Below are 6,036 nucleotides of genomic sequence, written 5' to 3'. Positions count from 1 at the left end.
GGCCGCAGGTGCCTGCTGCGCCTCGGCCCGGCGGAAGGCTTCCAGAGCGGCCCCCATGGGGTCGTCGGCGCCCAGCACCGCCTCCAGGCCACTGGCAAGGCGCCGGGTATCCGACCGCAGGACCTTGTGCTTGACCGCCGCAATCTGCGCCGGGTGCATGGAAAAGCTGCGCAGGCCCATCGCCAGCAGCAGTTCGGTGAACGCGACGTCGCCCGCCATCTCACCGCAGACGCTCACGTGCTTACCTGCCGCGCGCGCCATTGCGATGCTGTCGGCCACCAGGCGCAGCACGGCCGGGTGCCACGGGTCGTACAGGTGGGAGACATGCTCGTCGGCACGATCGATGGCCAGCGTGTACTGGATGAGATCGTTGGTGCCGATCGAGATGAAGTCGAAGAACTGCAGGAAGCGCCTGAGCATCAGCGCGGCCGCAGGGATCTCGATCATGGCGCCCACCTCGATGTCCACGAACGGGCGGCCGGCGTCGGCCAGCTGCTGCTTGGCGCGGGCGATGGACTCGAAGGTTTGCCGGATTTCAGAAAGGTGCGCCACCATCGGGATGAGCAAGCGCACCTTGCCATGCGCGCTGGCGCGCAGGATGGCGCGCAGCTGCTGGCGGAACATGGCGGGCTCGGCCAGGCTCCAGCGGATGGCTCGCAGGCCCAGCGCAGGATTGAGCACGTGTTCATGGCGCAGCTCGCTCACGCTCATGCGCTCGATCGGCTTGTCGGCACCGATATCGACGGTACGGATGGTGACCGGCAGCCCCTTCATGCCCAACACAGCGTCGCGGTAGGCCTCGTACTGCTCGTCTTCCCCCGGCAGGTCGTCGGGGGCGCGGTTCATGAACAGGAATTCGCTTCGGAAAAGCCCCACGCCCACGGCGCCGGCATCCACCGCCGCCGCCGCATCGCTGGGCAGCTCGATGTTGGCGAGCAGATCGATCGCCTGGCCATCGAGGGTGACGGCCGGGGTGTGACGCAGGCGATTGAGCCGCGCACGCTCCAGCTCGCTCTGCCGCTGGCGGAAGCGGTACTCCTCCAGCACGATGGGTGAAGGGTCGACGATGACGACGCCATGGTCGCCGTCGATGACGATCCAGTCGTCCTGGCGGATCAGCCGGCTGGCCTCACGCGCGCCCACCACCGCCGGAATGTCCATGCTTCGGGCCACGATGGCGGTGTGCGAGGTCTTGCCGCCGACGTCGGTGACGAAGCCGGTGAACACGCTGCGGCGGAACTGCAGCATGTCGGCCGGTGCAATGTCGCTGGCCACCAGCACCAGCGGATCTTCGCCGGCGAAGTCGCGACTGGCGTGGGGCACGGCCACCGACACCGGGTTGCTCTTGCGGGCCAGCGCGCGCAGCAGGCGCTCGGTCACCTGCTCCATGTCGGCCTTGCGCTCGCGCAGGTATTCGTCTTCCATCTCGTCGAACTGACGAGCCAGCACTTCGAGCTGCGCGGAAACGGCCCACTCGGCGTTGTAGTGGCGATCGCGGATCCACTGCTTGGTGGCCATGGCCAGCATGTCGTCGTGCAGCAGCATGAGGTGCACATCGAGCAGCGCGGACAACTCGGTCGGCGCATCTGCCGGCAAATCGCGTTGCAGGGTGGTCAGTTCTGCCGCCACCTGGTCGCGCGCCACCTTGAGGCGGTCGATCTCCGCATCGGCCTGGGAGGCGTCGATGAAGTAATGCGCGACGTCGATCCGGCTGGACGCCACCAGCACCGCGCGACCGATGGCGACGCCCCGCGACACCGGCAGGCCAAACACCTGAATGCTCATACAGCCAATGTAGCAGCGAGCATGCCAGCCGACACCCGGGCCGGCCCGGTGAAAAAAGACCTACTGGCCTTCGCCGAACTTGTCGTTCACCAGCGCGGTGATCGCGTCCACCGCGGCTTGTTCGTCCGGGCCTTCCACGTCCAGTTCCAGCTCGGTGCCGATACCGGCGGCCAGCATCATCACGCCCATGATGCTCTTGGCATTGACGCGCCGGCCATTGCGCGACAGGAACACTTCGCTGGCAAAACTGGCCGCCAGCTTGGTGAGCTTGGCGGAAGCGCGGGCATGCAGGCCCAGCTTATTGCTGATGGTGAGCGTGGTCTTGAGCATCTGTAGTGGGTTGGTAGGCCTGATTCTGCGGGCGGGTGTTTCCGACCGGCATCACACCTTGCGTGGCACCGGCCAGCGCGCGCGAAACCAGATTCTCCAGCGGCTCGTCGCCGTAGCACAGCGCGCGCCACAACATCGGCACGTTCACGCCGGTGACCACGCGCACCTGCACGCCGTCTGACAGGCGCTGCGCCACGTTGCAAGGTGTGGCGCCGAACACGTCGGTAAAGATGAGGGCCTGGGGGCTGCGCACCTCGGCCAGTGCGGCGCGCGCCAGGCGCTCCGCCTGCTCGGGCGACATGTCGGGCGTGACGTCCACCGCCTGGATGCGCGCCGCGCACTCGGGGAAGGTGTGCTGCGCCACATCCCGCAGGGCAGAAGCCAGCGGAGCGTGGGCCAGGATGACAAGACCGGGAATCATGGGGGGTGGAGCGTACTCGGGATTGCCCCTAGGCCCGATCTTCAAGATGCAAACCCGTCAAGACAAGGGGGAGCGAAGGGTGGATCAAGCGCCGACCTTCAGAGACCCGAGAAAGGTTTCGACCGCTTCCGGCGCCACCCGGTTCCCCAGTACGGTGGCCTGGTAGACCAAGGTGCCCCGCGCGAACACGCCCAAACGGGCCTGGATGGCCTGGCCGTCGGGCTGGCGGCCAGTCAATTCGTAGCGCCCGCCCTGCGCGCTACTGGCAGCACCCGGCACCGACAGCGCCCGGGCGACCGGCAACGGGCCCGCGCCCAGGTTGGCCGATGTGCCGGCAGCCAGGGCCTGCAGCGCCGCCCCGACGCGCGCCGCGTCGCCCACGTCGGCATAGCTCAGCCCGAAGGTCATGCCGTCAGCTTCGCAGGCCAGCACCGTCATCTGCACCGGCGCGCCGGCCAACGGCACGCTGCGGGTGGGTCCGCTGGGCTTGCAAGGAAAAAGCACGAACAGGTCGGCGCCTTCGGGCCGCACGTCTCGCCAGTTGAGCGTGGGGGCGCACGCTGACAGGCCCAGGGCGGCGGCGATGCCGCCAGCGACGACACCGGCGCGGATCGGGAAGGTGGGATGCACAAGCCATTATCCCGATGCGCCGGCTTAGCATGGACGCATGACTGAAGTTGCATCCCGCTCCAACCTTCCGCCGCCCGCGCCCGGCGCCTTGAATGGCGTGCGCGTCCTCGACCTGTCTCGCGTGCTGGCAGGCCCCTGGTGCACGCAGACGCTGGCCGACCTGGGCGCCGACGTGATCAAGGTGGAGCGCCCGCCCGGCGACCGCCACCCAGGCGGCGACGACACGCGCGGCTGGGGCCCGCCCTTCCTGAAGGACCGCGACGGCCAGGACACCTCGGAGGCGGCCTACTACCTGGGCGCCAACCGCAACAAGCGCTCGATCACGATCGACATCGCCACGCCGGCCGGCCAGGACCTGGTGCGCCGGCTGGTGGCGCAGTGCGACGTGTTCGTGGAGAACTACAAGGTGGGCGACATGGCCCGCTACGGGCTGGACTCGGCCACGCTGCTGCAGCTGAATCCGCGGTTGGTGTACTGCTCGGTCACCGGCTTCGGCCAGACCGGCCCCTACCGCGACCGCGCCGGCTACGACTACGCGGTGCAGGGCCTGGGTGGCCTGATGAGCATCACCGGCGAGCGTGACGACCTGCCAGGCGGCGGACCGCAGAAGGTGGGCGTGGCAGTGGCCGACCTGTTCACCGGCATGTATGCCACGGTGGCCATCCTGGCGGCGCTGCGCCACCGCGACGCCACCGGCGAGGGCCAGGCGATCGACATGGCGCTGCTGGACACGCAGGTGGCCATGCTGGCCAACATGGGCGCCAACTACCTGGCCAGCGGCGTCGCGCCGAAGCGGGCAGGCAATGCGCACCAGAACATCGTGCCTTATCAGGTCTTCGAGGCCGCCGACGGCCACATGATCCTGGCGGTGGGCAACGACGGCCAGTTCGCCAAGTTCTGCCAGGTGGCGGGCGTGCCCGAGCTGGCGACGGACCCGCGATTCGTGAAGAACGCCGACCGCGTTCGCCACCGTGAGGTGCTGGTGCCAGTGCTGGCCGAGGTGCTGCGCACCCGGCCCAAGCAGACCTGGCTGGACGCGCTGGAAGCCGCCAAGGTGCCTTGCGGCGCCATCAACAACCTGGCCGAGGTGTTCGCCGACCCACATGTGCAGGCGCGCGGCATGGTGACGCAGGTGCCGCACCCGCACACCGACAGCCTGCGGCTGGTGGCCAGCCCGATGAAGCTGTCGGCCACGCCGCCCACGCTGCGCCGCCCGCCGCCGCTGCTGGGCGAGCACACGCAGCAGGTGCTGGCCGAATTCGGCCTGTCGGCCGAAGACTGCGCCGCGCTGCGGCAGGCGGGAGCGATCTGATGGACTACGTGCTGGTGCATGGTGCCTGGCACGGCGCCTGGTGCTGGCGGCGGGTGTTGCCCGGCCTGTGGGCGGCCGGCCACCGGGCGTTTGCCGTGTCGCTGACCGGCGTGGGCGAACGCGCCCACCTGCTGCGGCCCGACATCCGCCTGCAGACGCATGCCGACGACGTGTGCGCGGTGATCGAGGCGGAAGAGCTGCAGGGCGCCGTGCTGGTGGGCCACAGCTATGGCGGCCTGGTGATCACCGCGGTGGCCGACCGGCTGGCCGATCGCCTGTCGCACCTGGTCTACCTGGATGCGGTGGTGCCGGAGCCGGGCGAAAGCTGGTCCAGCGGCCACACGCGCGAGACCCAGGCCGCCCGCCGCGCCGCGATCGCCGCCACCGGCACCATCCCGCCGGCCGACCCCGCGGCTTTTGGTCTGCAGGGCGAAGACGCCGCCTGGGTGGCCCGCCGCCAGACACCGCAACCGGGCGGCGTGTACGACGACCCATTGCACTTCGATGCGCAGCGCATCAACCGCCTGCCCCGCACCTTCATCGATTGCACTTCGCCCGCGCTGCCGACCATCGATGTGATGCGCCGCCGCGTGCGCGCCTCGCCTGATTGGAAGGTGGTGGAGATCGCGACCGGCCACGACCCGATGGTGAGCGCGCCCGACGAACTGCTGGCGGCGCTGCTGGCGGTGGCGTGAAGCTGAGAGGTGGCCGGGTGGTAGGCCGTGTTGGACTTGAACCAACGACCAAAGGATTATGAGTCCTCTGCTCTAACCAACTGAGCTAACGGCCCCCGGGCGAAGCCGCGCATTGTAGGCAGGCTCGGCCTGCGCTCAGCGCGGCTGCGACAGCGCGTTGGTGACCAGCCGCGAGGTGATGTCGACGATCTGGATCATGCGGTCATAGGCCATGCGGGTGGGGCCGATGACGCCCAGGGTGCCGACGATCTGGCCGTCCACCTCGTACGGGGCGCTGACGACCGACAGCTCTTCGAAGGGCACCACCCGGCTTTCGCCGCCGATGTAGATGCGCACGCCCTCGGCGCGGCTGCTCACGTCCAGCAGGCGCATGAGCTGCGTCTTCTGCTCGAACAGATCGAACATCTTGCGCAGCGAGCCCATGTCGTTGAAGTCCTGCACCGCCAGCAGGTTGCGCTCGCCACTCACCACCACCTGGTCTTCGCTTTCTTCGATGGCCTCGCCGCCGGCCTGCACGGCCGCCTGCATCAAGGTGGCGATGTCGCCGCGCAGCGCCTCGATCTCGCGCTTGAGCCGCTCGCGCACGCCGTCGATGGTCAAACCGGCGTAGTGCTGGTTGAGGAAGTTGGTGGCTTCCACCAGCTCGCTCTGCGTGTAGTCGCGGGCGGTGAAGATCACGCGGTTTTGCACGTCGCCGTCCGGCGCCACCAGGATCAGCAGCACCCGCCGCTCACCCAGCCGCAGGAACTCGATGTGGTGGAAGACGCTGGTCTTGCGCGGCGCCGTGACCACCCCCACGAAGTTGGACAGGTTGGACAGCATGTGCGCCGCGGTGGCGATGACCCGCTGCGGCTGGTCGGGCT

At 68.9% G+C, this 6,036-nt stretch carries 7 protein-coding genes and 1 tRNA gene; 2 read left to right on the top strand and 6 right to left on the bottom strand.

Annotation, left to right across the window (positions count from 1 at the left end; translation table 11 throughout):
- The 4 genes from ptsP to ABNT58_RS19700 all read right to left on the bottom strand — a co-directional run.
- On the bottom strand, positions 1–1,785 hold a 1,785-nt coding region (gene ptsP, locus ABNT58_RS19715), incomplete at its 3' end, for a phosphoenolpyruvate--protein phosphotransferase (protein WP_348755123.1).
- 60 nt (positions 1,786–1,845) lie between these two features.
- On the bottom strand, positions 1,846–2,115 hold the full coding sequence (locus ABNT58_RS19710) for an HPr family phosphocarrier protein (protein WP_348755122.1): 270 nt from the start codon (positions 2,113–2,115) through the stop codon (positions 1,846–1,848).
- Positions 2,084–2,533 carry a PTS fructose transporter subunit IIA gene (locus ABNT58_RS19705; RefSeq protein WP_348755124.1) on the bottom strand — a complete coding sequence of 150 codons (450 nt, stop codon included), beginning with the start codon at positions 2,531–2,533 and terminating at the stop codon, positions 2,084–2,086. The genes ABNT58_RS19710 and ABNT58_RS19705 overlap by 32 nt, the downstream gene beginning before the upstream one ends.
- An 87-nt stretch (positions 2,534–2,620) precedes the next feature.
- Entirely contained in the window at positions 2,621–3,166 is a 546-nt protein-coding gene (locus ABNT58_RS19700; RefSeq protein ID WP_348755121.1) for a hypothetical protein, read from the bottom strand.
- Between the two features lie 37 nt (positions 3,167–3,203).
- Here ABNT58_RS19700 and ABNT58_RS19695 point away from each other — a divergent pair, with 37 nt between their 5' ends.
- Positions 3,204–4,478: a CaiB/BaiF CoA-transferase family protein gene (locus ABNT58_RS19695; protein WP_348755120.1), complete on the top strand. Its 1,275-nt coding sequence runs from the start codon at positions 3,204–3,206 to the stop codon at positions 4,476–4,478.
- Entirely contained in the window at positions 4,478–5,173 is a 696-nt protein-coding gene (locus ABNT58_RS19690; protein ID WP_348755119.1) for an alpha/beta hydrolase family protein, read from the top strand. Before ABNT58_RS19695 ends, ABNT58_RS19690 begins: the two co-directional genes overlap by 1 nt.
- 18 nt (positions 5,174–5,191) lie before the next feature.
- On the opposite strand, the gene ABNT58_RS19685 is transcribed toward ABNT58_RS19690, so the two are convergent.
- Both ABNT58_RS19685 and ABNT58_RS19680 read right to left on the bottom strand, forming a co-directional pair.
- Positions 5,192–5,268 (bottom strand) — tRNA-Ile (locus ABNT58_RS19685).
- A gap of 40 nt (positions 5,269–5,308) precedes the next feature.
- Positions 5,309–6,036: HrcA family transcriptional regulator (locus tag ABNT58_RS19680; RefSeq protein ID WP_348755118.1), on the bottom strand; the 728-nt coding region annotated here is incomplete at its 5' end.

Source organism: uncultured Aquincola sp., from assembly GCF_964001545.1.
Classification (GTDB): Bacteria; Pseudomonadota; Gammaproteobacteria; order Burkholderiales; family Burkholderiaceae_C; genus Aquincola.
This window is presented reverse-complemented; position numbering and strand designations above follow the sequence as displayed.